The 26,577-nt window shown below is 38.8% G+C and carries 27 protein-coding genes and 2 tRNA genes; 13 read left to right on the top strand and 16 right to left on the bottom strand.

Going from position 1 to position 26,577, the window contains the following annotated elements:
- Positions 1-26: 26 nt before the first annotated feature.
- The 3 genes from plsY to RIB54_RS21085 all read left to right on the top strand — a co-directional run bounded on the left by plsY (position 27) and on the right by RIB54_RS21085 (position 3,143).
- Positions 27-677 (top strand): glycerol-3-phosphate 1-O-acyltransferase PlsY, encoded by a 651-nt coding sequence (plsY, locus tag RIB54_RS21095; RefSeq protein WP_350065828.1) that lies wholly within the window; start codon positions 27-29, stop codon positions 675-677.
- A gap of 87 nt (positions 678-764) precedes the next feature.
- Positions 765-1,871: a pyridoxal phosphate-dependent aminotransferase gene (locus RIB54_RS21090; RefSeq protein WP_350102862.1), complete on the top strand. Its 1,107-nt coding sequence runs from the start codon at positions 765-767 to the stop codon at positions 1,869-1,871.
- A 138-nt stretch (positions 1,872-2,009) separates the two neighbouring features.
- Complete coding sequence (locus tag RIB54_RS21085; RefSeq protein WP_350102861.1) at positions 2,010-3,143, top strand: DUF2911 domain-containing protein; 1,134 nt, start codon at positions 2,010-2,012, stop codon at positions 3,141-3,143.
- Positions 3,144-3,277: 134 nt separating this feature from the next.
- Here RIB54_RS21085 and RIB54_RS21080 read toward each other — a convergent pair whose 3' ends face one another.
- Positions 3,278-4,150 (bottom strand): AraC family transcriptional regulator, encoded by an 873-nt coding sequence (locus RIB54_RS21080; protein WP_350102859.1) that lies wholly within the window; start codon positions 4,148-4,150, stop codon positions 3,278-3,280.
- A 173-nt stretch (positions 4,151-4,323) separates the two neighbouring features.
- Here RIB54_RS21080 and RIB54_RS21075 point away from each other — a divergent pair, with 173 nt between their 5' ends.
- A complete protein-coding gene (locus RIB54_RS21075) occupies positions 4,324-4,923 on the top strand; it encodes a T9SS type A sorting domain-containing protein (RefSeq protein ID WP_350102857.1) in 600 nt (199 codons plus the stop codon).
- 53 nt (positions 4,924-4,976) lie between these two features.
- Here the strand turns inward: RIB54_RS21075 and RIB54_RS21070 are convergent, their stop codons facing one another.
- From RIB54_RS21070 to fumC, 5 genes are all read right to left on the bottom strand, one after another.
- Positions 4,977-6,494 (bottom strand): GH3 auxin-responsive promoter family protein, encoded by a 1,518-nt coding sequence (locus tag RIB54_RS21070; RefSeq protein WP_502879625.1) that lies wholly within the window; start codon positions 6,492-6,494, stop codon positions 4,977-4,979.
- 66 nt (positions 6,495-6,560) lie between these two features.
- On the bottom strand, positions 6,561-7,292 hold the full coding sequence (lptB, locus tag RIB54_RS21065) for an LPS export ABC transporter ATP-binding protein (protein WP_350066408.1): 732 nt from the start codon (positions 7,290-7,292) through the stop codon (positions 6,561-6,563).
- 14 nt (positions 7,293-7,306) lie between these two features.
- Positions 7,307-9,013 carry a single-stranded-DNA-specific exonuclease RecJ gene (recJ, locus tag RIB54_RS21060; RefSeq protein WP_350102853.1) on the bottom strand — a complete coding sequence of 569 codons (1,707 nt, stop codon included), beginning with the start codon at positions 9,011-9,013 and terminating at the stop codon, positions 7,307-7,309.
- A 68-nt stretch (positions 9,014-9,081) separates the two neighbouring features.
- Positions 9,082-9,720, bottom strand: a complete 639-nt coding sequence (locus RIB54_RS21055) for an Ezrin/radixin/moesin family protein (protein WP_350066412.1) — start codon at positions 9,718-9,720, stop codon at positions 9,082-9,084.
- A 64-nt stretch (positions 9,721-9,784) separates the two neighbouring features.
- Positions 9,785-11,185, bottom strand: a complete 1,401-nt coding sequence (gene fumC / locus RIB54_RS21050) for a class II fumarate hydratase (protein ID WP_350102852.1) — start codon at positions 11,183-11,185, stop codon at positions 9,785-9,787.
- Positions 11,186-11,369: 184 nt separating this feature from the next.
- Between fumC and RIB54_RS21045 the strand changes: the two genes are divergently transcribed.
- The 3 genes from RIB54_RS21045 to RIB54_RS21035 all read left to right on the top strand — a co-directional run bounded on the left by RIB54_RS21045 (position 11,370) and on the right by RIB54_RS21035 (position 13,873).
- Complete coding sequence (locus RIB54_RS21045) at positions 11,370-12,077, top strand: LiaF transmembrane domain-containing protein (protein WP_350102850.1); 708 nt, start codon at positions 11,370-11,372, stop codon at positions 12,075-12,077.
- Positions 12,078-12,230: 153 nt separating this feature from the next.
- Complete coding sequence (locus RIB54_RS21040) at positions 12,231-13,130, top strand: sensor histidine kinase (RefSeq protein WP_350102849.1); 900 nt, start codon at positions 12,231-12,233, stop codon at positions 13,128-13,130.
- Positions 13,130-13,873, top strand: coding sequence for a LytR/AlgR family response regulator transcription factor (locus tag RIB54_RS21035; protein WP_350102847.1), 744 nt, complete (start codon positions 13,130-13,132; stop codon positions 13,871-13,873). Before RIB54_RS21040 ends, RIB54_RS21035 begins: the two co-directional genes overlap by 1 nt.
- Here RIB54_RS21035 and RIB54_RS21030 read toward each other — a convergent pair.
- Together RIB54_RS21030 and RIB54_RS21025 are read right to left on the bottom strand one after the other, a co-directional pair.
- On the bottom strand, positions 13,870-14,400 hold the full coding sequence (locus tag RIB54_RS21030) for an RNA methyltransferase (RefSeq protein WP_350102846.1): 531 nt from the start codon (positions 14,398-14,400) through the stop codon (positions 13,870-13,872). The two genes, RIB54_RS21035 and RIB54_RS21030, sit on opposite strands and share 4 nt — an antisense overlap.
- A complete protein-coding gene (locus RIB54_RS21025) occupies positions 14,397-14,867 on the bottom strand; it encodes a hypothetical protein (protein WP_350102844.1) in 471 nt (156 codons plus the stop codon). Before RIB54_RS21025 ends, RIB54_RS21030 begins: the two co-directional genes overlap by 4 nt.
- Before the next feature lie 142 nt (positions 14,868-15,009).
- Here RIB54_RS21025 and mutS point away from each other — a divergent pair, with 142 nt between their 5' ends.
- The 3 genes from mutS to RIB54_RS21010 all read left to right on the top strand — a co-directional run bounded on the left by mutS (position 15,010) and on the right by RIB54_RS21010 (position 19,302).
- Positions 15,010-17,625, top strand: coding sequence for a DNA mismatch repair protein MutS (mutS, locus tag RIB54_RS21020; RefSeq protein WP_350102843.1), 2,616 nt, complete (start codon positions 15,010-15,012; stop codon positions 17,623-17,625).
- A 61-nt stretch (positions 17,626-17,686) separates the two neighbouring features.
- Positions 17,687-18,613 (top strand): acyl-CoA desaturase, encoded by a 927-nt coding sequence (locus tag RIB54_RS21015; RefSeq protein WP_350102841.1) that lies wholly within the window; start codon positions 17,687-17,689, stop codon positions 18,611-18,613.
- Positions 18,614-18,729: 116 nt separating this feature from the next.
- The gene (locus RIB54_RS21010) at positions 18,730-19,302 is read left to right on the top strand and encodes a hypothetical protein (protein ID WP_350102839.1); all 573 of its coding nucleotides are present in this window, start codon (positions 18,730-18,732) and stop codon (positions 19,300-19,302) included.
- Positions 19,303-19,319: 17 nt separating this feature from the next.
- Here RIB54_RS21010 and yaaA read toward each other — a convergent pair whose 3' ends face one another.
- The 6 genes from yaaA to RIB54_RS20980 form a co-directional block, all read right to left on the bottom strand.
- Positions 19,320-20,081 carry a peroxide stress protein YaaA gene (gene yaaA, locus RIB54_RS21005; protein WP_350102838.1) on the bottom strand — a complete coding sequence of 254 codons (762 nt, stop codon included), beginning with the start codon at positions 20,079-20,081 and terminating at the stop codon, positions 19,320-19,322.
- Positions 20,082-20,282: 201 nt separating this feature from the next.
- Positions 20,283-21,158 (bottom strand): RNA polymerase sigma factor, encoded by an 876-nt coding sequence (locus RIB54_RS21000; RefSeq protein WP_350102836.1) that lies wholly within the window; start codon positions 21,156-21,158, stop codon positions 20,283-20,285.
- A gap of 25 nt (positions 21,159-21,183) precedes the next feature.
- A complete protein-coding gene (locus RIB54_RS20995) occupies positions 21,184-21,636 on the bottom strand; it encodes an anthrone oxygenase family protein (protein WP_350102835.1) in 453 nt (150 codons plus the stop codon).
- A gap of 17 nt (positions 21,637-21,653) precedes the next feature.
- Positions 21,654-22,136, bottom strand: coding sequence for a DUF8737 domain-containing protein (locus RIB54_RS20990; RefSeq protein ID WP_350102834.1), 483 nt, complete (start codon positions 22,134-22,136; stop codon positions 21,654-21,656).
- 83 nt (positions 22,137-22,219) lie between these two features.
- The gene (locus RIB54_RS20985; RefSeq protein ID WP_350102832.1) at positions 22,220-23,266 is read right to left on the bottom strand and encodes an adenylate/guanylate cyclase domain-containing protein; all 1,047 of its coding nucleotides are present in this window, start codon (positions 23,264-23,266) and stop codon (positions 22,220-22,222) included.
- A 3-nt stretch (positions 23,267-23,269) separates the two neighbouring features.
- The gene (locus RIB54_RS20980; RefSeq protein WP_350102831.1) at positions 23,270-23,488 is read right to left on the bottom strand and encodes a hypothetical protein; all 219 of its coding nucleotides are present in this window, start codon (positions 23,486-23,488) and stop codon (positions 23,270-23,272) included.
- A 408-nt stretch (positions 23,489-23,896) separates the two neighbouring features.
- On the opposite strand from RIB54_RS20980, the gene RIB54_RS20975 reads away from it, so the two are divergent.
- A complete protein-coding gene (locus RIB54_RS20975; RefSeq protein ID WP_350102829.1) occupies positions 23,897-24,091 on the top strand; it encodes a hypothetical protein in 195 nt (64 codons plus the stop codon).
- Positions 24,091-24,348: a type II toxin-antitoxin system RelE family toxin gene (locus RIB54_RS20970; protein ID WP_350102828.1), complete on the top strand. Its 258-nt coding sequence runs from the start codon at positions 24,091-24,093 to the stop codon at positions 24,346-24,348. Before RIB54_RS20975 ends, RIB54_RS20970 begins: the two co-directional genes overlap by 1 nt.
- 240 nt (positions 24,349-24,588) lie before the next feature.
- On the opposite strand, the gene RIB54_RS20965 is transcribed toward RIB54_RS20970, so the two are convergent.
- Positions 24,589-24,673, bottom strand: a tRNA-Leu gene (locus RIB54_RS20965).
- Between the two features lie 175 nt (positions 24,674-24,848).
- Positions 24,849-24,921 (bottom strand) — tRNA-Gly (locus RIB54_RS20960).
- A 159-nt stretch (positions 24,922-25,080) separates the two neighbouring features.
- Between RIB54_RS20960 and RIB54_RS20955 the strand changes: the two genes are divergently transcribed.
- Positions 25,081-26,448 (top strand): exonuclease domain-containing protein, encoded by a 1,368-nt coding sequence (locus RIB54_RS20955; protein ID WP_350102826.1) that lies wholly within the window; start codon positions 25,081-25,083, stop codon positions 26,446-26,448.
- Positions 26,449-26,577: the final 129 nt, after the last annotated feature.

Genomic DNA, 26,577 nt, shown 5'->3' with positions numbered 1-26,577 from the left:
TTTTTAAAAACTAAATCTTTTACTAAATGGCATTAGCACCCTTACTTGTAGGTATATTTTTAGCATATATTCTTGGATCTATCCCAACGGCAGTTTGGTTTGGAAAAATGATGTATGGTATCGATGTACGTGAACATGGTAGCGGCAATCCCGGAGCCACCAACACGTTCAGGGTTTTAGGTAAGCGTGCAGGAACAATAGTAATGCTTGCTGACATCATAAAAGGTATGCTTGCTACTTCTGTGGCAGTTTTGCTTTTGAGGTTGAACCTGATTGAAGAGCAAAACCTGGTGACCTTCAAGTTGATATTTGGTGTTGTAGCTGTTTTTGGCCATATATTTTCTGTTTTCTTAAACTTCAAGGGAGGCAAGGGAGTGGCTACGCTTCTGGGAATGATGATCGCTATTCATTATGAGGTGGCACTGTTGTGTATTGTGGTATTCCTTATTTCTCTTATAGTAACTAAGTATGTATCCTTGTCATCCATTATAAGTGCTTTAGCATTTCCCACATTCTTGTTATTCATACCTAGATTTAAAACAAACGAACCTTTGCTCATTATTTTTGGCTTTTTCTTATTCATAATTATAGTGTGGACACATCACAAGAACATCAAGAGAATTGCTGTTGGAGAAGAAAGTAAGACATACCTTGTCAAGACCAAGAAGAGCAATTAATAGTCCTTTATATTTTTAGATGATGCTTACATTGCATTAGCAATGCAGTAATATATTTTCTATATTGATTGCTTAACCATCGCAATTATGAGGAATATAGATAGAAGACAATGGCTAAAATCTATTGGTTTGGCAGGAACAGCTGCCTTGCTGTCTAAAACAGAAGCCTTTGCCCTTGATATTGAACCAAGACCATTCTTGGACGGTGAGCCTGTAAAATTAAATTTTAATGAAAACCCGTATGGCCCCTCTAAAAAGGTAAGGGAGGCAATGACCAATGCTTTTGAACTGGGCTGCCGTTACCCTTCTAATGTTGAGCTGACTCAGTTGATAGCTGACAAGGAGGGGGTTACTGCAGATCATATAGTTGTGACTGGAGGCTCCACTGAAGGGTTATGTGCTACGGGCCTAACTTATGGCGTTGCTGGTGGTGAGATAATAGCTGCTGACCCTACTTTTCAGGCTATGTTGAGGTATGCCGAGAATCAGGGCGCCTATGTACACAGGGTTGCATTGAATGATAAACTTGAACACGATTTGCAGGCTATGGCTGATAGAGTAACCAGCAAAACCAGACTTATATTTATTTGTAATCCAAATAATCCTACTGGCACACTTTTGAACAAAGATATGCTCAAGGATTTTTGCAACTCTTTGGAAAATAAGGCCGTCATATTTAGCGATGAAGCATATTATGATTTTATCACCGAACCTGATTATCCCTCAATGGTTGAATTGGTTAAGGAAGGTAAGAATGTGATAGTGTCCAAGACATTTTCTAAAGTCTATGGGCTTGCTGGGGTGCGCGTTGGGTATTTAGTTGCTCGTCCTGATATAGCCAGAAGACTGGAAAATAATGTAATGGCAAGCACGAATGTACTTGCCATAGCTGCTGCCAAAGAAGCTTTGCTTGATGATGAATTTTATAAGTATAGTGTAAGTAAAAACCTAGAAGCAAAAATGGCCATTTACAAAACGTTGGATTCGCTAAAATTATCATATATCAAATCGCATACAAACTTTGTTTTTTTTAATGCTGGCGTGCCGACAATGCAATTAATTGGCGATATGAGAGCGCAGAATGTCATTATCGGAAGACCCTTTCCTCCTATGGATAATTGGGCGAGAATTAGCACAGGTACAATAGAAGAAGTAAACGCATTTAATAATGCGTTGAAAAAGGTCTTATCGTAGCCTCCCACAAAACTGTAATTAAAACCATTTATCATAAATGGCTACAAATCATGTAATTATCAGCACTGCAAAGGTCTTGTTTCGTTGAATGGATATCAGTCCGAACTTGCTTTATTAATTAAACTAAAACACAACATCATGAAATTAAAGTATTTGTTCACAGGGCTGTTTGCTATGTCAGCTTTGGCTGCGAGCCAGATAAGGGCTCAAGGAGTAGTATTTACGCCACAAGTAAGTGGTGCGGCTTCTGTGTCGCAGAAAGTAGGAATAACTGACATCACCGTTACTTATTCAAGACCATCTGTTATTGATGGGCGAGGCAATGACCGTTCAGGTCAGATTTGGGGTCAGCTTGTTCCTTATGGATTTACGAATCTAGGATTTGGTACAGCTACAGAAGCACCCTGGCGTGCCGGGGCTAATGAAAATACGATCATTGAATTTTCAACAGATGCAGAAGTAGCAGGCAAGCCAATTAAGGCCGGAAAGTATGGTTTCCATGTGGCTGTTTATGAAGATGGAAAAGCAACACTTATCTTTTCAAATGAAACTGATGCCTGGGGCAGCTATTTTTATGATAAAGCTGATGATGTCCTAAGAGTAGATGTTCAGTCAGAGGAAATTGATCAAACTAATTTGCTAACCTACCATTTTGTGGATGCTTCGTTAAATGAAGCAACTTTGGCACTTGACTGGGAGAAGAAGCGTATTCCTATCGACATAAAGGTTAATACTCCTGAATTGGTTTATGCTAATTTTGAAGCCAAGCTTCAGGGTAGCGAAGGGTTTAATATTCAATCATATCAGGCTGCCGCCAATTATCTGGTTCAAAATAATATTCATCTGGATGCCGCTTTGAGGTACGCTTCTGCAGCTGTTGAGGGACAGTTTTTTAGCCAAAAAAACTTTAACACCATGGCACTAAAGGCTGGTGTATTGACAGCCATGGGTAAAAATGATGAGTCTGATAAAGTGATGGAGGAAGCTCTTGAACTGCCAGATGCTAACGCTGGCAACTATTATAATTATGGAAGACAGCTTATTGGGCAGGACAAAGATGCAAAGGCCATGGAAATATTTAAGGCAGCCAATAAAAAGTGGTCTGACAATTGGCTGGCACCTCATGGTCTTGCAAGAGGATACTCTGCCATGGGAGACTATAAGAATGCGCTTAAATATGAAAGGATAGCGATAAAGATGGCACCTGAACAGTCAAAGCAGTTTTTGGAGGGTTTCATTAAAACCTTAGAAGAAGGCAAAGACTTTAATTAAAAACAAAAGAGGGTATCAAAAGTAAGCGTCATTGCGAACGCAGTGAAGCAATCTCTATTAAATGGGCACTAACTGTGATGAGATTGCTTCGTATCCTCGCAAGCACGTATTTTAATACTTTTGACATCCTCTTTTTACATTAACACCTTCTTAAATTCCTTCCTGTACTCTGAGGGGCTTTTTCCTGTTATTTCTTTAAACTGTCGGTTGAAGTGTGAGATGTTATTAAATCCACAGGCAAAACAAATGTCTGTGATATTCAATATACCTTCAGTCAGTAATTTGGAGGCATGCACTATCCTGTGCTCGTTTACAAAATGGGTAAACGTCTTGTTGGTTAACTTTTTAAAGTATCTGCAAAAAGCCGGAACGGTCATGGATGATTCTTCGGCTATTTCATCAAGGCTAATATTTCTTTTGAAATGCTTTCTTACATAATCATAGATAAGAGTTGTACGGTGCAAGTCCATGGCATTGGCCTCCATGGAAACAACTTCTGGGTTAAGGTAGAAGTATTCTTTACTTACTGCCATATCATTCAAGATACCAATCAAGCCAATTAACTTTTCTAAAGCAGGTAATTTATTAAGGTTTGCCAACTTAGCTCCTACCTTATCTTTGGTCTCGCCTGTAAATACAATACCTAGCTTGGCATTTTCAATTAGCTCTTTAATGGGCTTTATTTCAGGCAGATTAATAAAATCATGGCCAAGGAAGTTTTCTTTCATTTGAAGGACAGTTTCAGACTCATTTCCCGTTAGCCTGTCAGTAAAGCCATAATGCGGCAAATTAGAGCCTATGAGCATAAGGTCACCATCTTGATAATAGGATATGTGATTGCCAACATGCCTTTTGCCATTTCCTCCTTTTACGTACACAAGTTCTACTTCCGGGTGAAAATGCCAGAACGGATCCTTATTTGGCGATGACTTCTCGAATTGCTGGATAAGCAATGAGCTCCCAAAGCTGGGTTCTATCTGCTCTAATTTTGGCTTGCTATATAACATATACCCTGCTTTAACGATGTATAAAACCAAAAGTTGTTTAATTTTATCTCTTAATATAACATAAATGTTACATAGGGGTTAAAATAGTATAGGTATTGGAAAATCCTATCATAGTATGCATGCATACCCCGGCCTACATTTGCATCATAACTTTTAATATTAAGTTTATGAAAATGACAAAAGCAAAGAGATTTGGAGCAGTTATAGTTTTAACCCTCCTACCATTATTAGGATTTTCTAAAGGTCTTCCTTTCTTAAAGGTTTCTGACAAAGAAGCTAAAGTTTTGACTCTTAGAATGGCAACTGATGCAACTGAAAAATTCAAGATCAGTTTAAAGGACAACTTCGGAAAAGTTTTGTTCTCAGAAAATGTAGCAAACAGCAATGGATATATTAAGAGTTTCGATTTGAAGAACCTTACTTCAGGTGAATACACAATTGAAATGGAAAACGAAACATATACCAAAGTAATGCCTGTTACTATTGATAGTGAGGCAATTGTAATATCTCATCCTACTTTCGAAACAGTATACCATCCATATGTTAAAGTTTCTGATAAGAAGATGGATTTGAACTACTTAAATGTAAATCAGGAGGCTACTGCCATGGTTATCAGAGATGCAGCTGGTAACATTATCTTCAAAAATTCATTGGGTAGTGATTTGAATTTTAGCAAGAGATTCGATCTTTCTAAACTACCTGTTGGTAGTTATAATGTAGAAGTTCTTAGCGGTAAGAAAACATTCTACAACACAATTGAAGTAAAAAATTAATTTTCAATTATAGTTTATAGTGTAGGCCCTTCTTAGCAATAAGAGGGGCTTTTTTATTGAATCATTTTCAGGATTTCTTCCAGGTGATCTCTATTATTTGAAAGACGTGGTACCTTGTTTTGCCCTCCAAGCTTTCCTCTTTTCTCCATCCACCTATAAAATGTTCCTTCATCTACGCTATGAATAATTGGAGGAAGCAATGCCATGTCCTTATAGCGCTTGGCATCATAATCAGAATTTACTTCACGCAATCTCTCATCTAAAATTTTTATAAACGTTTCCAGATTATCTGGCTTTTGACGGAATTCAATAACCCATTCATGGCCACCACGCTTTCCTTCGTCAAAGTAAATTGGAGCCGCAGTAAAGTTGTCAATCACAGAATTAGTCTCTTTGCAGGCTTTTGTTATGGCTGTTTCAGCATTTTCAATAATAAGTTCTTCTCCAAAAGCATTGATAAAGTGCTTTGTTCTACCAGAAATCTTAATTCTATAAGGGTCGGTTGAAGTAAATTTTACCGTATCTCCAATATTATACCTCCAAAGCCCGGCATTGGTGCTGATTATTATGGCATAGTTTTGACCTACTTTTACCTGATCCAATGATAGCACGGTTGGGTTTTCTTTATCCAGTTCTTCAAACGGAATGAATTCATAAAAAATGCCATAGTCAAGCATCAGCAATAATTCATCAGAGTCTGTTCTATCTTGAATTCCAAAGAAACCTTCTGAGGCATTGTAGGTTTCCATATACCTCATTTGGTCACTGGGTATTAGCTTTTTAAACAGCTCTTCATATGGTGTAAAAGCTACTGCGCCATGAAAAAATACTTCCAGGTTTGGCCAAACATCCAAAATATTGCTTGTTCCCTTAATTTCCATTATTCTCTGAAGCAACAAGATGGTCCAGGTGGGCACACCTGAAAGGCTGGTCACATTTTCTTCAGCAGTAATACTGGCCATTTTTTCAATCTTTTCTTCCCATTTGTCCATCAACGCCACCTCGAGACTGGGAGTTCTTATGAATTGTGCCCATAAAGGAAGGTTTTTCATAATTACAGCTGAAACATCACCATAATAAGAATTCTCATTAGGGTTAAATTCATTGATCTGATGACTACCCCCTATTGCAAGTCCCTTTCCTGTAAACATTTTGGATTCAGGGTAGTTGTTGACATAAATAGAAATCAGGTCCTTGCCTCCTTTGAAATGACAATCTTCCAATGTTTCAGGGGAAACGGGAATAAATTTACTTCTGGCGTTTGTAGTACCACTGGACCTTGCAAACCAGGTGATTTCAGAAGGCCATAAGAGGTTTTGCTCACCGCGCATGAGCCTTTCTATGTAAGGGAAAAGCTCTTCATAAGACTGTACAGGCACTCTGTTTTTATAGTCTTCAAGAGAACTTATGCTTTTGAAATCGTACTTCTTCCCAAACTCTGTTTGTTTTGCTTGTTCAATTAGTTTTTTGAATATTTCTCCCTGTACTTCATGCGGATACTTAATAAAAAGCTCGATATCATGTATCCGCTTTTTCATAACCCAGGTAAGTATGGAATTGAATATATCCACTGAATATTTTTAAATGCCTAAACTGTTAAATTATGAAAAAAAGGAAAACTATTAGCCTATGGGCAATTAGATTTTACGCTTTAATTCGAAGGACTGACCAAGATATACTCTCCGCACCTGCTCGTCTGCTGCAAGTTCCTCTGCAGAGCCCGACTTCAGCAGCTTTCCTTCAAACATAAGGTATGCCCTGTCGGTAATGGAAAGTGTCTCATTTACATTATGGTCGGTGATTAGTATGCCTATATTTTTTGTTTTAAGCTTGGCTACGATCGTTTGGATTTCTTCAACAGCAATAGGGTCAACTCCTGCAAATGGTTCATCTAAAAGCACAAAACTAGGATCAACCGCAAGGGCTCTCGCTATCTCAGTTCTTCGTCTTTCACCACCCGAGAGCACCATTCCAAGGTTTTTTCTGACATGTGTTAAAGAAAACTCTTCGAGGAGGGCTTCCATTTTTTCCTTTTGCTCTTTCTTAGGAATATTTCGCATTTCCAGCACTGCCATGATATTTTCTTCTACAGTTAGTTTCCTGAAAACAGAAGCTTCCTGAGCCAGATATCCAATGCCTAGCTTAGCTCTTCGGTACATAGGCAAATCTGTGATATTTTCACCATCAAGAAATATTTCACCCTCATTTGGCTTAATCAGCCCTACTATCATATAGAAGGTAGTTGTTTTTCCCGCTCCGTTAGGACCCAAAAGCCCAACTATTTCGCCTTGCTCTACCTGTACAGATACATCGTTAACAACCGTACGTTTCTTGTATTTCTTAATTAAATTCTCAGATCTTAATATCATTGGCGCAAAGGTAACTAATCGAATTTTATATCCTTAATATGAAGTTGTAGGGTTGTAATTCCTCTAAACTCATTTTCTTCAATATTAAAAGCCATTTTGAACAACATATCCTGACTTATTTCATTCGCCAAATAGCCTAATCCAAAGCCAATACAGTCGAAAGTGGAATTATTATTTGTCTGACCTACTTTAAACTTCAAATGTTTTTCTTTGATGACAGTCAAAGAGCTTGCCAAATATAAATCTTCAACCATAAAAACAGGAGTCATATTTTCAGGACCAAATGGCTCCATCTGCTTTAGAATATTATAAAAATTCCCACTAATAGAGTCAAGGTTGATTTTAGCATCTATTTCTACTTGAGGTATTAACAGTTCTTCAGTAATAGTTTCTGATACCACTGCTTCAAATTGCTCTTTAAACTCTTTAACTTTATCAATATCTAGAGTAAGCCCTGCGGCATATTTATGGCCTCCAAAATGATCCAGCAAGTGGCTGCAACTATCTATTGCTTCATATACATCAAACCCCGGTACAGATCGTGCCGAACCCGTTGCCTTGCCTTCAGATTCTGTTAAAATAATGGTTGGGCGGTAGTATTTTTCAATGCATCTGGATGCCACAATGCCAATCACACCTTTATGCCAGTCACTTTTGAATAGTACTGTTGACTTGGCATTGATTAAGGCTACATCATTGGCTATCATCTCAACTGCTTCTTCAGTAATGGCAGAGTCGAAATCCCGTCTCTGGTTATTTTTTATATTCAGCTTTTCGCCAAAGTGGTAGGCCTCATCTTCTGATTCCGCCAACAATAGGTCAACAGCCCCATGAGCATGGGCAATACGTCCCGCAGCATTTATTCTTGGTGCGAGTCCAAATACAATTCCTGTTATGGTTAACTCCTTTTTATTTCCAGCCAGGCGCATCAAAGCTTTGAGTCCGGGTCGCGCATTTTTGTTTAATTGAATTAAACCATAATGTGCCAATATCCTGTTTTCACCAACTATGGGTACAATGTCAGAGGCAATGCTAACAACCACTAAATCAAGAAAGTCATTCGGATTGACCTTTATTGTGGGTCTTTGGTTGACAATGGCTTGAATAAGCTTAAAGCCTATTCCACAACCGGGAAGCTCCTTAAAAGGATAAGTACAGTCCTCTCTTTTGGGATCTAAAACGGCAACTGCATTTGGTATTGAATCCCCAGGCCTGTGATGGTCACAAATAATAAAATCAATACCTAAGTCTGTTGCATAATCAACCAATTGATTTGACTTAATGCCACAATCAAGAGCCACTATAAGTGAATATCCATTTTCACTGGCCCAGTCTATGCCTTGCTTGGAAACACCATACCCCTCTTTATATCGGTCAGGAATGTAGAAGGCTGAGTCGAAATGGAATGAATTGATAAATCCATAAAATAGTGCTACCGAAGTGGTTCCATCAACATCATAGTCTCCATAAACCAGGATTTTCTCCTTTGAATCAAATGCCTTAAGTATTCTGGCTACTGCCTTGTCCATGTCCTTCATCAGAAAGGGATTATGGAGCATATCCAGGGAAGGCCTGAAAAAGTTTCTGGCAGCGTCAAAGTTAGCTACCCCTCTCTGTAATAATATTGAAGCAATGGGTTGACTTACATTAATGGAATTTGACAAGCTGTCAATAGCGTCCGGTTCAATAGTGTCCTTAAATACCCACCTTTTTTCAGCCATATGCATTTGATATAAAAAGAAAAGCAGCACAAATGTACTGCTTTCACAAGTCTATTGTTAAGAATAAATTATTCCGAATCTGCAGGCTTTTCAGTAACCACACCTTCCAGAACATCCTTAATCTCTACCCTTACACCATCTCTGTAAGGAACAATCCAGGCATCTTTAACACCCATTTCCCTCAAATACTTCTTGAAAGTATCTGCTTCCCAATAATCCCTGAACTGGCCTAAAGTTATTTTTTGAGTGCCATCAGCACTTTCGCCACCGAAGTTCTCATTATTGTCAAAATACTTAGAAAGGTCTTTATTTCTAAAAGCACCAATCTGAACTTTGAATACAACACCATCGATCATTTTCTCGCCAGCAGTCATTTCTACTGGTTTTGGCTTGGCTTCTTTAGCAGCGGCTTTAGCAGCGGCTAAATCGCTTCTTAGTTTGGCCATATCATCTTGCAATTCGCTAATCTTTGAATCTTTGTCACTTATTCTTGACTGAAGGCCGGTATTATCTGCTTTCAGGCTATTCACCTGACTTTGCAAGGCCTGGTTATCATCAACCAATTGCTTCAATTGCTCAGGGCTTTTTGCATATTCCTTGGCTTTCTTTTTCCACTCTTTCTTCTCCTTCTTGTCCATCTGAGCAGATGCATTGAAAACTATGGCGCCAACCATTATAATGGTGAATAGTAAGGTTATTTTTTTCATTCTATCTTTAGTGTTGGTATAAAACTTTGAAAATATAGTCAATTTAATCAAATAATTAAAAAAATCACTTCTTTAGGCTACCTACCATGTCTTCTGGCTTCACCCATTCATTGAACTCCTGTTCAGTAAGATATCCTAGATTTATGGCTTCTTCTTTTAAGGTTGTTCCATTTTGATGCGCTGTTTTGGCAATTTTGGCCGCTTTTTCATACCCAATATGAGTATTTAACGCTGTTACAAGCATCAAACTGTTATTAACATGCTCTGCAATATTTTTGTGGTTTGGCTCAATACCAATGGCACAATTGTCATTAAATGATACACAAGCATCTCCAATTAATCTGGCTGATTGTAGTAAGTTGTTCGCCAACATAGGCTTGAAAACATTTAACTCATAATGTCCCTGCGCACCACCTACTGTAATGGCCACATCATTGCCCATTACCTGGGCACAAACCATAGTCAATGCCTCGCACTGCGTTGGGTTTACCTTACCTGGCATGATGGATGACCCAGGCTCATTTTCAGGAATATTGATTTCACCTATACCCGATCTTGGACCTGAGGCCAGCATTCTTATATCATTAGCAATTTTATTTAATGCTACGGCCAATTGTTTCAATGCCCCATGTGACTCTACAATGGCATCGTGAGCGGCCAGGGCTTCAAATTTATTTTCAGCCGTAACAAAAGGGAGACCGGTAAATTCAGCAATTTTCTTGGCCACAACTTCTGAATAGCCTTCAGGAGTATTGATACCTGTACCTACCGCAGTTCCGCCTAATGCCAATTCTGATAAATGAGCCAATGTATTTTTCAATGCCTTAAGGCCATGGCTTAATTGAGATACGTAACCAGAAAATTCTTGTCCTAAGGTCAAAGGAGTTGCATCCATAAGGTGCGTTCTGCCAATTTTAACCACTGACATAAATTCCTCTGACTTTTTCTTTAATGTATCCCTAAGCTTTTCGACACCTGGTATGGTTGTCTCTACAATCATTTTATACCCGGCTATGTGCATGCCGGTAGGGTATGTGTCATTAGACGACTGTGATTTATTTACATCGTCATTAGGATGTACATCACTTTTACCCTCTCCTAGTTTGTTTCCGGCAAGAACATGAGCACGATTTGATATTACCTCATTGGTATTCATGTTCGATTGTGTTCCAGAACCTGTCTGCCAGATCACCAATGGAAATTGATCATCATGCTTGCCTTCTAAAATCTCATCACAAACTGCTGATATAAGGTCTCTCTTTTCTTTGCTGAGTACCCCTAAATCATGATTGGCGTGAGCAGCAGCTTTCTTAAGATAAGCGAAACCATAAATAACCTCTAAAGGCATACTACCTGCCGGGCCTATTTTAAAATTGTTTCTAGACCTCTCGGTTTGCGCACCCCAATATTTATCGGCAGGTACTTTCACCTCGCCCATAGTATCTTTTTCTATTCTGTAATCCATTATGTGTTAATCTTTTCTGTATTTCAGGATGAAAGCAAATTTAGAAAATAATTCCTGTAGACAGGTTGTAATATTTACTGTTTTAATTTCGGCATTCACCGATACCAGTTCGGCATTCACCGATTGACATAAACTTTACGGCTATATCCTTAGTAAAATTGAACAAACAAAAACATCAAAAGAAATGGGAAATGAAAATATAAGCGACAGAAGGTTTTGGCTAGGCCTCATCTTCGTAGGAATTGGTGCAGTACTTCTGCTGGACAATTTGGACATTTTACCTTATTGGGTATCTGACTTAGTGATATCTTGGAGAATGTTATTGGTAGTTATAGGTACTTACATAGTGGTAGGCAAGAAGAAGCCTGAAGGATTTATCCTCATAATAATAGGTGGTTTATTCTTAGTGCAAGATTTCTATTACTTTAGAATGAGGGATATCTGGCATATCCTCTGGCCGGCAGTTTTTATTGCTATTGGGGTATCATTATTACTTAGAAGAAACCGTGGCAAAGAAGTTGCTGACGGTGAAAAAAAAAATGAAATAGATTATGTTGATGACTTTGCCGTCTTTGGAGGTCGCGAGATTGTGGTCGATTCTCAAAACTTCAGAGGGGGCAAACTCTCAGCAATGTTTGGTGGGTCATCAGTAGATCTTAGAAATGCCAACCTTTCAGAGGGTGAAAATGTACTTGACATACTGGCAATTTTTGGTGGCACTTCTATAATAGTGCCACAGGATTGGACGATAAAAGTAGATGTTACATCAGTTTTGGGAGGCTTTAGTGATCAAAGAACTTCCACGGTCAAAGTGATGTCTCATCCTAATAAAGTACTCATTATCAAGGGATTTGTTATGTTTGGTGGCGGAGATATCAAATACAACAAGTAAAAAATGCGCCACCCCTTCTTAGGAAAACCGCTCTTATTTTATTCAATTGCATGGGCAGCAATCGTGGCTGCCCATGTTTTTGTTTTAGTCTTTCAATTAGACTTTAATCTCACCCTGGCTACTAAGCATAGCCTTATTTTTAACCTACCCGTCATGGGATTTGGTCTGTCCTATTGGTACGTGGTTCGTTACATTTCTAACGATAAGCAAAGCATCACAGCGGCTATTTTCAATCAAGGGTCCGCCATATTAATTGGTGTTACCATCCTTACTTTCGGCAGCGATGCATTTGTAAATCAGTTCGTAAATTTTGATGCTTCACATAAGGAGTATTTTAGAATGGCCATGCCTTGGCACATATTTCTTGGATCATTTTATATGACCATTGTTGTGCTCATTTATTATTTGCTTCAATACACAACTAATTTAAAAGAAAAGGAGAAGGACGAACTTCAGCTTCAGAACCTTTTAAAAAATGCTGAGCTGGAGATGCTGAAGTCGCAGATAAACCCTCATTTCATATTTAATAGTCTGAATTCTGTTAGTGCCCTTACCCTTACCAATCCCGATTTGGCACACGAAATGGTAATCAAACTTTCTGATTTTCTTCGTTTGTCGTTGGGGCGATCAAACAAAGAATTGCATACTGTTGAGGAAGAGCTGAAGCAGATGAATTTATACCTGGATATTGAACGCATCAGGTTTGGCGACAGACTTAGTCTTTCGCAAGATATCAATGAGATCTGCATGAAGCATTCATTACCTGTAATGATCCTTCAGCCACTTTATGAGAATGCCATTAAATATGGTGTTTATGGACAATTGGAGAAGGTGGAAATATCGACCAAGTGCCATTGTGATGATGGTGTTCTATTTCTTTCAATCACCAATAATTATGATTCTACCTCGGCTCCTCAAAAAGGGAAAGGTATTGGACTCATGAATATTAGAAATAGGCTGGAACTGATTTATGGCCCTTCTGATCTGGTAACCATTGAAAAAAACAAGAATATTTTTACTATTCACCTTCAAATACCACAAATTACGACTTAATGATAAAGGCGATAATTATAGATGATGAGCAACTCGCCCGGGATTTAATTAAGAAGTTTCTTTCTGAGAATTCCACTGTTGAAGTTGTGGCGGAATGTACCAACGGTTTTGATGGAGCCAAGGCTATAGCCGAGCATAAACCCGATCTTATCTTTCTCGATGTTCAAATGCCTAAATTAACAGGCTTTGAAATGTTGGAAATAATAGACGAGAGGCCAATCATTATTTTTAGTACAGCTTTCGACCAATATGCTATAAAAGCATTTGAACAAAGTGCCGCAGACTATTTACTTAAGCCTTATTCAAAAGCCAGGTTTCAGGAAGCACTGGCCAAAGCCATAGGACAGGTAGAGAACAAGCAACCCACTGCTGCTACTATTGAAAAAGTATTAGAATCGAAGCAGGCACAAGAGCAGTTAGATAGGGTTGTCATTAAAAATGGCAGCAAAATATTGATTCTTAGTGTTGACAATATCAGTCACTTTGAAGCTCAGGATGATTATGTGGCTATTTACAGTGAGGGCAAAAAGTATCTAAAACAGCTGACCATGAAATATTTGGAAAATAGCCTGCCTAAAGATCAGTTTGTGAGGGTTCATCGCTCATTCATTGTAGCAATAGCCGGGATTGATAAACTGGAGCCATACTCTAAAGATGCTTTTATCGCTATTCTAAAATCTGGGGATAAAGTTTCAGTAAGCAGGAGCGGATATAATGCCTTAAAGGAGGCTCTGAATTTTTAAGCGCTTAAATTTTTATAAAACTCCCAAATCACAACGCCCAAACTCACCGAGATATTCAGCGAGTGCTTGGTGCCAAATTGTGGTATCTCAATCACCACATCTGAAGCAGAAACTATTTCCTGATCAACACCAAAAACCTCATTACCAAAAACCAGGCAATATTTTTCACTCTTGTCAGGAGTAAAGTCTAAAAGAGAGGTGCTGTTTTCTGCCTGTTCTATACTAATGATTTTATAGCCATTTGCTTGCAACCCTTTTAGAAAAGGCAATGGTTCTGGCACATGCTCCCAAGCCACAGATTCAGTGGCACCAAGAGCGGTCTTTTGAATTTCCCGATGTGGAGGTGTACCTGTAATACCACCCAGGTAGATTTTTTCAATCAAAAAGGCATCACTTGTCCTAAAAGCAGAACCCACATTATTGAGGCTTCTTACATTGTCCAAAAAAATGGAGACCGGGATTTTATCTGCTTCTTTAAACTCTTCTATGGACTTACGGTCCAACTCTTCATTGGCTAATTTTCTCATTGAAAGGTATCAGACATTAATTGCAACAATTTATTCCTTCTTGGAAATGTAAAGTTGCGCAAATTTAAAGACACCGATGAAAGGGTGTTGTCTTTAGAATATTCAATAACAAGCTTCCCTCCAACTATGCTTCTGGCTTTTAACACTTTGAAACCTTTAACGTCATCTATATTCAAGTCCAGGTCTTTCGATTTTTTCCTGTTAAAAAGGCTATGATTCGATATTTTTAAACGATGTCCTTCTTTTGTCACCGTGATGCTTGATGGTTTTAAAAATAGAAACTGAACAATTATCAGTACAGGTAGAATACCATTAATAATAAAAAATGAAGTGTCTGTTGGATGACCCAGAAGCGCGTAAGTCAAAAAGCCCAAGGCCATAACCAAAGAGGCAATGACTAGTATACTAAGCGCTTTCATTTGCACATTGTTCTTTACTTCCCAGTTGGTTGTTACATCTTTAGGCATCTACCAAATATAATCAGTTTAAAAACAAGTTGTTAGAATTTTTTAATGCCAAATGCCTCTAAAACAATGCGCTATCTGCGCTCATAAATTTTAATTAACCTTAAAATATTGAATCTTTGTAAGCTGCAAAAAGTACCACCCAATGGCCAAAACAAAAGACGCAAAAGAGACTCCATTAATGAAACAATACAATGCCATTAAGGCAAAGTATCCGGGCGCACTGCTGCTTTTCAGGGTAGGTGATTTTTACGAAACTTTTGGTGAGGATGCTATCAGGGCGAGCAAGGTGCTGGACATTGTACTCACAAAAAGAGCCAATGGTTCTGCCTCCCATATTGAGTTGGCCGGATTTCCTCATCATTCTTTGGATACTTATTTACCAAAACTTGTAAGAGCCGGTAATCGTGTGGCCATTTGTGATCAGCTGGAAGATCCAAAATCGGTCAAGGGTATTGTTAAGCGTGGTGTTACTGAACTGGTTACTCCCGGACTTTCTTTTAATGATAATGTTTTAGAGAAGCGGTCTAATAACTATTTAGCCTCCATCCATTGGGGAGGTGATAAAATTGGTGTAGCCTTTTTAGATGTTTCCACTGGTGAATTCATGGCTGCCAGAGGGAAGGAAGACTATATTTCAAAATTGTTTCAGGGCTTTAATCCTTCTGAGGTAATTTATAGCAAGTCTGACAGAGGTCTGGCGGAGCAACTTTTTCATGATGAGTATAATCTTTTTTCTATAGATGAATGGGTTTACAGCTTTGACTATGGATATGATAAGCTAACCGACCATTTCAAAACTTCATCTTTGAAGGGTTTTGGTATCGAAGAGATGGGTGAAGCCATAATAGCTGCGGGAGCCATCCTTCACTATCTGGAAGAGACGGAGCATCGGGAAACGGATCACATTTCGGCCATTTCCAGAATCGATGAAGAAAAATATGTTTGGCTGGACAAGTTTACGATTCGAAACCTCGAGCTCATTTATCCCCAGAATGATGGTGGTGTGCCGTTGATCCAGGTGCTGGATAAGACCGAAACCCCGATGGGTTCAAGAATGCTGAAAAAGTGGATGGTACTGCCCTTGAAGGATGCAAACGCAATAAAGGAGCGCCATAAAATTGTGTCAGCTTTTCATGAAAATGAAGACATGCTGGAGGAGATCAGGGGTTATTTAAAACAAATAGGAGACCTTGAAAGGCTGATATCTAAAGTAGCTGTGGGTAGAATCAACCCGCGGGAAATGAATCAGCTCAAGAAGGCACTGAAAATAACACAGCCTATTCATCAAGCTTTGATAAACCACCCACTTCCTGAAATCAAGAAGATGGGCGACCAGATCAATCTTTGTGAATTCCTGCTGGAGAAAATAGAAAAGGAGCTTAAGGAAGATGTGCCTCTTTTATCCAATCAGGGAAATCTGATCAATGATGGCATCGATGAGGAGTTGGATGAGCTAAGACAAATCGCTTACTCGGGTAAAGATTATCTATTAAAGGCTCAAAAGCGCGAAATTGAGCGAACTGGAATCACTTCTCTAAAAATCGCATACAACAAAGTATTCGGCTATTACCTTGAAGTGAGCAATGCCCATAAGGATAAAGTACCAGCAGAATGGATTCGTAAGCAGACTTTGGTCAATGCAGAAAGGTACATTACCGAAGAGCTTAAAGTCTATGAAGAGAAAATTCTAAATGCTGAAGACAAACTCTTTGTAATTGAGCAGCGACTGTTTCAAGCATTAGTGACTACAGCTGCTGATTATGTAACTCAGATACAGCAAAATGCCAGGGTTATTGGTGCTATTGACTGCCTCTCATCTTTTGGATTAATTGCCAGAAACAACAATTATATCAAGCCTGAAGTAAATGATACGACTGAAATTGACATAAAAGAAGGTCGACATCCGGTCATAGAGCAGCAACTTCCTGTTGGTGAATCTTATGTGCCCAATGATGTCTTTCTTGACAATAATAGTCAGCAGATTATGATTATTACCGGGCCGAATATGGCGGGTAAGTCTGCATTGTTAAGACAAACAGCACTTATAGTGTTGATGGCCCAGATGGGTTCATTTGTGCCAGCCGTTTCAGCAGAGATTGGCATCGTTGACAAAGTTTTTACCAGAGTAGGCGCCTCAGATAATTTGTCCCGTGGCGAGTCAACTTTTATGGTGGAGATGATTGAAACAGCCAGTATCTTAAATAATCTGAGTGATCGCAGCCTGATTTTGATGGATGAGATAGGCCGAGGTACCAGCACATATGATGGAGTTTCTATAGCTTGGTCTATCGTAGAGTATCTTCATAACCATCAGGATTTTAAAGCAAAAACGTTGTTTGCCACCCACTACCATGAGCTTAATCAGCTCTCAGAAGATTTTGTGAGAATTAAGAATTTTAATGTTTCCGTAAAGGAGGTGGGTGACAAAATCATTTTCATGCGGAAGCTGAAAGAAGGAGGCAGCGAGCATAGTTTTGGTATTCATGTAGCGCAATTGGCAGGTATGCCTAATAAGGTAGTGATAAGGGCCAACGAGATCATGCACTTCCTGGAAAAAGACAAGCATAAGAACGATACCGGAAAAAAATTGCAGGAAGTGCCAAAGGCCAATTATCAGATGAATCTTTTTGAGGCTGACCCTAGATTTAAAGAGGTAATGGCTATGATGGAGCTGCTGGATATCAATACCATTTCCCCTGTTGAGGCGTTATTAAAACTCAATGAAATAAAAGGAATACTGAACAAGAAATCGAAATAATCTGTTTGTTCATTCCAAAGTGATAATTGTTAACTTTGCACTGTAAATAAAAATCTACGGCATGTCCGAATCAGTTGTATTAGAAAAAAGACGCAAGCCAATCTTAAAACAAGAGATAGCTTTTACCATTGTACATCTAATCCCATTATTGGCGATTTGGACAGGGGCAACCTTGTTTGACTGGCTAGTATGCGCAGCGCTATATTTTTTCAGAATGTTCTGGATTACAGGTGGTTATCACCGATACTTTGCGCATAAATCTTATAAAACTTCAAGGTTCTTTCAATTTTGGATTGCCTTCTTTGCCATGACTTCGGCACAAAAAGGGGTGCTTTGGTGGGCAGCGCATCACAGGCACCATCATAGACATAGCGATACACCAAAAGATCCGCATTCTATGAAGCTTTATGGTTTTTGGTATTCTCATGTGGGTTGGATTATCGGACCTGATTTTAAAGAAACAGATTTTAAAACCATTGGTGACTATGCCAAATATCCTGAGTTGGTATGGCTAAATAAGCATTACCTTGTGCCGCCAACTGTTCTGGCAATTTTAGTTACTGCTCTTGGTGCCTATGTAAATGGAGGTAGCATTCTAATGTTTTTTACTAGCGCAGGGCTGTCTACTTTGTTTATAGGATTCTTTTTAAGTACGGTGCTTACCTATCATGGCACGTTTACCATCAACTCCATCATGCACAAGTTTGGTAAGCAGCGTTATGAGTCTGGGGATGAGTCTAAAAACAGCCTTTGGTTAGCACTATTGACCTTAGGTGAAGGATGGCATAACAACCACCATTATTATGAGGTGGCGGCAAGACAAGGGTTCTTCTGGTGGGAAATTGACATTACCTATTACGGGCTGAAAGTGTTGAGCTGGCTTGGGCTGATCTGGGATCTTCGTGGAGTGCCGAAGCATATCAAATATTCCAAAAATAAGGCTGAGGCCAAGGAGTTGGCAGCACAAATGAAGCAAGAAGCGGCCTGATTGTTTATTAATACGCTGTTTTCTGGTTACTAATTAGTATATTGTGCGGATATACCCTCAAAAAAACAGTCTATAGTTTGGTAAAATTTAAAGCTTTCTTCAGCTCGGTTATATTGATGATTTTGCTCTTGGCTAATGCCAATGCTCAAAACTTGTCTAATAAATCTATCCCCCAGGAACTTTCTGAAGAGATTACTCAGGCACTGAGCTTCTTCCCAGAGCTTGATGATTACAGTATCGATTTTGTATACAAAAGGAAACTTAAGAACTGCGTAATGCAGGCTCAGCCCAAAATCAGGACCTTTTTTGCCAAAAAGGAGAAACGCCATTATAAAGTGCTGATCAGTAAAAATTTGTCTATGAAGGACACCACCATGATTGTGAACCAATTGCCAAAAGAAATATTGGTGGGCTGGTTTGCCCATGAGTTGGGTCATATTATGGACTACAAAGAGCGCACCGCTTTCAATATGATTGGTTTTGGTTTCAAATACTTAACAAGCACTTCATTTTTAAAGAGGTCTGAAAGAAAGGCTGATGCCCTGGCGGTAAAACAAGGAATGGGCGGACATTTGATTAAGACCAAAAAATATGTCCTGTTCAAATCCAGATTCACCAAAGAGTACAAAGCCAAGATTAAGGACCTTTACCCATCTCCAGAAGATATTGTGGCTTTGGCGGAGGAGTGATTGGGTTTAAAAGTCAATCAACCTCTAGCAAATACCCAGTTATTGCCTTCAGATTGAGCAGCATCAAAGACATAGCCATTTTCATTAAATCCCTTTAATAGTTCAGGATCAGTAATTTGACTTTTGATAATGAACTTGGCCATGACACCTCTGGCATTCTTAGCATAGGTCATTAGTACTTTATACTCGCCATTGCTAAAGTCCTTAAAAATAGGTGTGATCACTGTTGCCTTTAACTTAGACTCCTTCACAGATTTATAATACTCTGTTGAGGCCAGGTTGACTACCCATTTGGTGCCATCAAGATCATTATTGAGTTTCTTTGTAATTTTATCTCCCCAAAATTCATAAAGGTTTTTATAGCTATAATATTTGAGTTTAGTTCCCATTTCCAGTCGATAGGGCTGTATCATATCAAGAGGACGAAGGACACCATATAACCCTGACAGAATTCTCAAATGTTTTTGAGCAAATTGTAAATCTTGGTCATCCATTTCGGTTGCACTAAGTCCGCGGTATACTTCACCATTAAAAGTAAGAACGGCCTGTTTGGTAGCATCAGGAGAAGGATCAGGAGACCATTGCTGATATCTGGCTACATTAAGTGCTGCTAGTTCATCACTAATACTCATAAGCTCACCCAGTTTTTTCTTGGAGAAAGTGCCTGCTTTTTTGATCAGTCGGGCTGACTCAACACCGAAGTCAGGCTGTGAAGACAGAGTAGTGTGAGCGGGAGTTTCAAAGTCGAATGATTTGGCAGGAGAAAGGAGTGTTAGCATTTTTCAAATTGTAATTAAGATGCGAAAATACTTAAAATGTCACTCGGGGGCAATTGGTAGGTATCAGGGTTATCCAGCTCTGGAAGATATTGTGGCTCTGGCTGAGGAGTGAGCGGTTGTTTTACCTTAAAGAAATAGCAGGCTCAAGTGTTATATTTTGAGCCCTCTGGCTTTTAATATTTTGCCTGATAACGGCAACTCCTAGTTTAGGTTCAACCTGCTTTTCCAATTGGCATCGTCAAGTATCTTGCTCAGGAAGTTTTTTTTCTCAAAATTAGTTTTGAAACTATGTTCACGGTGTAGCTCTGCATATTTCATCTCCGAGTCATCCACTAAGTAGTGAGCATCTGGCTCTATCTCATCTCTGAAAGTAGAGTATTCCTTTTTGTTGTAGAGCAAATCTTTCGCCTTAATCATTCCCATATCGAGTGCCACTGTCACTTTTTTGTGACATCTGCACGGATTGCTTTTATCTACCAATCCACATTTATTTTGCATGAAATTATAAAGGTCTTTCCGTGCCTTACTTAACTTCATTCTAAAGTTAGCTTGGCTTATTTCCATTATTTCGGACCCAATGTTGTGATCCGCTCCAAATATATCCCCTATTATATAAATAAGGCGTTGTTCTTTGTTTAAACAGAGCAACATGCCAGACAAACAATTTAAACGCACTTCACGAATTTCTTCATTTTTATCTTCCTTTTCGTCAGCACTTAGCTCAATACTTGGAGCGGCATCCAATGCAAGTCCCAACTCCTCAAAAGTAGGGGGGTAAATGGAAGGACGCTTCTTCTTTTCATTCAGAAAGTGATTTACTACGATTCTGTAAGCCCAAGTACGAAAGGAGCTTTTAAATTTAAATTTACCAAGGTTAGAGATGATTTTGATAAGTGCTTCCTGACTTAAATCAGCAGCATCTTCTGGATTGCCAACCATCTTCCAGGCAATGTTATAAATATACGGTTGATGCCTTTCAACTAATTGGTTCAAAGCCTTTTTACTGCCTTCCAAAGTTCGGCTGATAAGTTCTGCATCTGATTTTTCGGAAGGATAAGAAGAAGATAGCGGGTTCATATTTTGTTTCTAATTTACACTATTTCTATTGAGTTTGTTGGAGCGCCTTTATCCCGAAAACTCCTGCGATAATAGCTGCCACTATTCTAACCCAATGGAAGAACACCCAGCCTCGTAGTTTACTTGTAGCTACAGTTGCACTGTATTTTAATTCCATAAAGTCCAGGTTCATGGGTAAATGATAGGCTGCGGTTTGGATATTTATTATCAATAAGGCGACAAATGCAAATATCCAATAGCGTCTGGCTGGTTTATTTTCTTTCGTTATAAAAATCAGCCAGATAGTTGCAATAAAAGCAGGTATTAATGTAGCTGCTGTAGGTCCAAGTAAAAGTGGAAAATCCACTTTAAAGGATTCCATAAAAATAGTAGGCTCAAGTGATTGCCAGTGTATGCAATAGCTTAGACCTATATTAATCATATTGCCGGCAAAGGCTCCTATGCCTAGGATAGCAATGAAGGGTAGTATTCTTTTCATATTCTTAATGCTGTATCTTATCTGGCATTTTTTATCAGCTTTCCGAATATATAGATATGGCTAAGGAAGGCTGCTAATCCAAAAGTGACAAACGTTAACCAAATCACGCCTAAGTTTTGATCATAGAGTTTTAACCCAAAGAATTGAGGAAATGCAGTAATTAAATCGGCAAATCCGAAGATGTTGAATACCCAAACCAATGGAATGGCAAATTTCCATTTACCTTTCAGTGCAATGGAAGTTATAATAGCAAGAATGGCTGTGGCCAGATCCCACAATCCAACAGTTGTTAAAAAGTCACTTGGAAATCCATCATAAAATTGCTCCTTCGTCATAAAGAGTAAACCGAGGTATCGGAAAGTATTCAGAAACACAAACGGTAGTAGAGCATCATGAATGGAAAGGTTAGCTAATCGAGGTTTAATCCACCAATTGAATCCAAGGATAATACTGATCGTGCCGATGATGGCCTGTAAATTAATAATTATAAAGTTGTCCATAGGAGGTTTATTAGTTTGACCTTTTGGACAATGAAATCAGGAATATGTAAAGACTTTAAAACAATTATTTTTAAACAGCAGCATTAGTATTTGTAAATGCTCATCAACTCAATGGTCTCACTTTTTCCTTTGAGTTGGATTTCACCTTTTCGTTCAATTATCCAGTCTGAATAAGGGATTGGATGCAGGTCCAATAAATCATTTGAAATCAGGAAACTACTATGTAATTCGTTGCACATGCTTTGTATTCGTGCCGTGGTATTGAGCACATCTCCTGAGTAAGTAATATCCCGCTTAACCACACCTATTTCACCAGCTATAACAGTGCCGTGGTGAGCGCCTGCTTTAAAATATGGCTTAACACCAAATCTTTGAAGGTATTTGTTTTCTTCTGACTTTAATAATTGTTGAATGGCAAAAAAACACCTGATGTAATTCAGATTCCCAGACCCTTCTGTAGGCCAGGATAACACAACCTCATCACCAACATACTGGTATATTTCGCCACCAGTTTCTAAAATAGGTGTGGTTATGTCAGAAAACAATTCCTTAAGAAAGAGGTGATACTTTATACCTCCTAAATTTTCCGCTATGGTGGTAGAAGATTTTAAATCCAGAAACATAAATACCCTTTCTTCCTCCCTTGGAATATTATACTTACCAAAAAATATCTGTGTCAGTTTACCTGGCCCAAACTTGTTTTCCATTTGCAAGAAAAAATAGGAGAGCAATACTATTGTCATCCAAAAAATGATGTTTCTCATGTCGATAGCATCAAAAGCAAAAACGAAACCTTTGGCAGGTTCTGTTTCCATTAAGATAAACGCTTCAATAGTATTTCGAATAGCCCAAACCAACATAAACATTGATACAATGATGATGAGCCCCTGATAATAAGGTTTAGTTCGATACTTATCATCAATAAAATTGAGTGTTATGGATGCAACCAAACCACCTGAAGCACCGGAAATTAAATTAAATAACAAGGCAGTTTGAAATTTATAAATTTCGCTTTCACCCAATGAAAACATACTTCCTATTGTGACATGATCATACCAGGATTGTAAACCACCAATAATGGTCATGGCAATGGTTATAATGATTACCCTTTCTAACTTAATGCGCTTCATTGGCTAGTGATCAAGATTTTCGCAGTCAAAGCCCAACATTTGAACACTTTCCCTAATTCCGTCCATTGAAGCACAGTCCTTTGTTTCAATCCGAAGAATATTCTCGCAATCCTCCAAATCTACATTCCATGTCAAAACTTGAGGGTGACTATTTAATACTGCTCCAATATGATTAACATCTTCCTTTGAACTTAAAGAAGTTTTAAAAACTAATACGGTCATGAAACACCCCAGGGTTAATTTATGGTACTTAGACAACAAGATGTCTAAATATGTAAGTACTTAAAAGAAAAAAAGATAACGTAAGTTGGAGTGATGTGGCCTTCTAAGTTTTAAACTGCTGCGGTGTTTTCTTCAAATGCCTCTCGAGTGTGCCATACGAAACATGACGGAAAGGAAGCTTTGGTTTTAATATTTGATAAGCAGTTTATATTATAAGAGGCCTGAAATAAAGCCTGATAATATGTTATTAATTTTCCTCACTTGAGGTATGAATGTACAAAATGAGACCGAAGCAAGAAGGACAAATTGTTTACTATTGATGGGAAATAGTATTAAAAATACAATTAGAAGTGAAGATATGGCACAAATAATACTATTTTCCTGTTAATTTTAGAAAAACAAACAAATATGAAAGGGATAACATTTATAAAAGACGAAACCCATAATAAGCGTTTTGTACAGATAGATTTAGATCAGCTTGAAAAGCATCAGAACAAGGTAGAAGATTTGTTGGATGCGATTATTGCGGAAAGCAGAAAAGACGATGAAGAAATCAGTTGGGAAGATGTGAAGAAGCAATTAAAAGCAGCAGGTAAGTTATAATGTACCACATTAGGTTTAAGAAGAAGGCGCAAAAGGAACTTTTTAAACTGCCTTCTGTGATGATAAAAAAATTAGCCGCATCCATTGATCAGTTAGAGTTAGACCCACGCCCGGATGGTAGCAAGAAATTAAAGGGCAGCAACGAAAATTTATGGAGAATAAGAATAGGAGACTATAGGGTAATTTACCTGATAGAAGATGTCATTAAAATAGTTGAGATAAGAAAGATTGGCCACAGAAAGGATATTTACGAATAACTTATTTTAGGACAATACCCGCAGTTCTTGACATGGCATGGCATGGCGGGGAGTTAGGTAAAGGTGATAATACCACCATGCAGAACATGACGGCAACCTGTGATAACGCATGTTGCAGTGATGCAGCCTTCTAAATTTTAAGCAGCCGCGGTTTTTTCTTCAAATGCCTCTTGAGTACATTTGGAATACGGGAATTAGAAACAAAAAAGCCCTGACAACTCATGTTATCAGGGCTTTATGTACCCGGGGCGGGACTTGAACCCGCACGACCGCAATAGTCACAGGATTTTAAGTCCTGCGTGTCTACCAATTCCACCACCCGGGCATCAACTAGTTGTTACTAGTTTAGCTCGTTACTCCTGATGATACCAATTCTCGTGACGATTCCAAAGAATGTCACGACCATGACCGCAAAGCGCGTCATTGGCACCACCCGGGCATTAACTATCCGTAGATAGTCGCAAAAAATAAAGCCACGCTTAACGTGGCTCTTTTTTTTGAGCGGGAGACGGGGTTCGAACCCGCGACCTCAACCTTGGCAAGGTTGCGCTCTACCAGCTGAGCTACTCTCGCTTTTCAATGCCTGCTCAAAGGCGTTTCCTTCAAGTGGGTGCAAATTTAAGTAAGCCTTTTAAAAATGCAATACGTTTTGGATGAAAAATTATTTTTTTAATTCTTTCATCCTCGCTTTATCCCGTTGAATAAAATCGGTTATTCCTCTACCTTAGTATAGTGTATGCCATTGTAGATATCGAAACAACAGGAGGTTTTGCCGGTAAGAGCAAAATAACAGAGATCGCTATTGTTATTCATGATGGTGAAAAGGAGCTCGAAACCTATGAAACGCTTATCAATCCTGAGCAGCTGGTACCAAGCTATATTACAGGCCTGACGGGCATCACCCAGCAAATGGTAGATGGCGCTCCTGTTTTTGCTGATGTAGCTGCAGAAATTAACGATATCCTTTCAGATAAGATTTTTGTAGCACATAACGTATCCTTTGACTACTCTTTTGTAAAAAGGGCACTGGAGTCAGAAGGCTACATGTTTAACAATAAAAAACTCTGCACGGTACGGCTCAGCAGGCAGATTATTCCTGGCCATAGGTCTTATAGTCTCGGTAACTTGTGCGAGTCGTTGGGTATTCAAATTGATAATCGGCATAGAGCGGGCGGAGATGCTAAAGCAACGGCTATACTATTTCGTCAATTGCTGGAAAAAGATGAAGATACGGTAAGGGCAGCTTTAAAACACAATTCAAAAGAGACCATATTGCCGCCCAATCTGCCAAAGGCTGAGTTTCTGGCACTGCCTGAAAGTCCGGGGGTGTATTATTTTTTAGATGCCCAAGGTGAGGTGATCTACGTTGGCAAGGCCATTAATATTAAGAAAAGGATCATCAGTCATTTTTCTGGCACTTCCAAGAATAACAGAAACCAGGCGATTCGTAATGAAATCCATCATATTGATTATGAATTGACTGGGAATGAATTGATAGCGCTGGTATTAGAATCTCAGGAGATTAAAAGACTTTGGCCAAAATATAATCGCTCACAGAAATACATTGCCAATCAGTGGGGTGTTTACAAGTATGAAGACCGGCAGGGCTATATCAGGTTCAATGTCAACAAGCAGGTAAAGGGGCTAAAGGGTCTTATCCAGTTCAATAGCCATACGGATGCTTTTCACTACCTAATGAACAAGGTCAAAGAGTTTGAATTATGCCCTAAACTGTCAGGTATTCAAAAGGCGAATAATGAATGTTATGATGTTGCCTTAGGCTACTGCCGTGGTGCATGCTGTGGAAAAGAGGAGGTGTCAGACTATAATGCGCGGGTGGAAGGATTAATAAAATCATTTTATGATGAGGATAGGTCTTTTGTTATCCTTGGGGAAGGCCGGGAAGAGGATGAGCATTCTTTGATATTAGTGGAGGCGGGTAATTACCTGGGTTTCGGGTTTTGCCATAAAGAAGTATCAATATCTAACATAGAAGATGCCAGGTCTTTGGTAAATAATTCCAAACCTACTGTAGAAATAGAGCATTATATTCAGAGCTATATTAATAGTCCGGAAGCAAGGCTTTTGGAGTTTAATTAACATCGTCATGCCGGAAAAATTGATTGTAAATTATAATACAATCAATTTTATCCGGTATCTAGATTATATTCAGAAGAGATTACGGATAATTTTCTATTTGAAAAATGTAAAAAGAAAATTTCCGCAATG

Source organism: Fulvivirga sp. (assembly GCF_040218215.1).
Classification (GTDB): domain Bacteria; phylum Bacteroidota; class Bacteroidia; order Cytophagales; family Cyclobacteriaceae; genus Fulvivirga.
This window is presented reverse-complemented; position numbering and strand designations above follow the sequence as displayed.